The 1,782-nt window shown below is 42.5% G+C and carries 2 protein-coding genes; both read right to left on the minus strand.

The window, feature by feature from the left end:
* Positions 1-920: citrate/2-methylcitrate synthase (locus FW754_RS16365; RefSeq protein WP_446325257.1), on the minus strand; the 920-nt coding region annotated here is incomplete at its 3' end.
* Position 921: 1 nt separating this feature from the next.
* On the minus strand, positions 922-1,782 hold an 861-nt coding region (gene prpB / locus FW754_RS16370), incomplete at its 5' end, for a methylisocitrate lyase (protein ID WP_446325258.1).

Consider the following 1,782-nt stretch of genomic DNA (forward strand, 5'->3'; position numbering starts at 1 on the left):
AATTTCTTCTCACGCCACATCACTTCTTCACAGCGCACTGATACTGGGTAAAGTGTGGTATCACCTACATCTTTCGCTAATTTCTCTGACCAAATTTTGATGATGCCATTACGTGGATCATTATCTTTGTAGATCGCATGACCAAAGCCCATGATCTTTTCTTTACGTGCTAACTTGCCCAACATTTCACGTTCAGCTTCTTCAGGAGATGTCCAGTTTTCAATCATTTCCATCGCAGCTTCATTCGCACCACCATGTAATGGACCACGAAGTGATCCAATCGCACCTGTAATACATGAATGCATATCTGAAAGTGTTGATGCACATACTCGTGCTGTGAATGTTGAAGCGTTAAATTCATGCTCTGCATACAAAATCAACGAGACATTCATCACTTGTTCATGCAATTCATTTGGTTTTTCACCACGAAGTAAATGCAAGAATTGAGCACCAATTGAATCATCATCAGTATTTTCTTCAATGCGTACGCCATCATGGCTGAAACGGTACCAGTAACAAATGATAGCAGGCAAGGTTGCAAGGATACGGTCTGCTACATCTTGTTGCTCATCGAATGTTTTTTCAGTTTCAATGTTACCGAGCATTGAAACACCTGTACGCATCACATCCATTGGATGTGAATCTGCAGGAATGCGTTCAAGAACTTCTTTAAGTGCTTGTGGCAATTGACGTAATGATTTGAGTTTTGCTTTGTATGTTGCAAGCTGTTCTGCTGTTGGTAATTCACCAAAGAAAATCAGGTAAGCAACTTCTTCAAATTGGCAGTTTTCCGCCAAATCTTGAACGTCATATCCACGATATGTTAAGCCTGCGCCACTTTTGCCTACAGTTGAAAGTGCAGTTTTGCCTGCAACTTGTCCGCGCAGTCCTGCGCCTGTGAGTACTTTTCCTTCAGCCATTTTATTTTCCTTCCGTGAAGAGTTTGTCTAATGTATTTTCAAAAGTATGATAGTCAAGGAATTCATAGAGTTCTTTGCGTTGTTGCATCTTGTCAAGAACATTCACTTGTGTGCCGTCTTTACGAATGGCTTGGAATACTTCAAGTGCGGCTTTTTGCATTGCACGTGTTGCTGACAATGGGTAAAGCACCATTGAAATGCCTTGTTCACCCAATTCTTCAGTGGTGTAATAAGGTGTGTCACCAAATTCAGTGATGTTTGCAAGTACAGGTACACCCACTGCATCACAGACTGTTTTGTACATCGTAATGTCAGTCATTGCTTCAGCAAAGATTGCATCTGCACCTGCTTCTACGCATGCACATGCACGATCAATGACGGCTTGTAGACCTTCTTTTTGTAGTGCATCGGTACGTGCCATCACCACAAAGTTAGAATCTGTTTTGGCATCCACCGCTGCTTTAATACGATCAACCATTTCTTGTTGAGTCACGATTTCTTTGTTTGGACGGTGTCCACAGCGTTTTTGTGCCACTTGGTCTTCAATGTGAACCGCTGCTGCGCCCGCTGCAATCATTTGTTTAACGGTACGTGCAATGTTAAATGCTCCGCCCCAACCTGTATCGATATCGACAAGGAGTGGTGTATCTACACGTTCAGTTATCCGACGTACATCTTCAAGTACATTGTCTAGACTGGTCATACCTAGGTCAGGTAAGCCGTATGAGTAGTTCGCAACACCTGCCCCCGATAGATAGATGGCTTTGTAACCCACCTGTTTTGCCATCATGGCTGCATAAGCATTGACCGTTCCAATGATTTGTAATGGTTTTTCTACTTCCAGTGCTTGTCTAAATCTTAA

Source organism: Acinetobacter sp. 1207_04, from assembly GCF_052850415.1.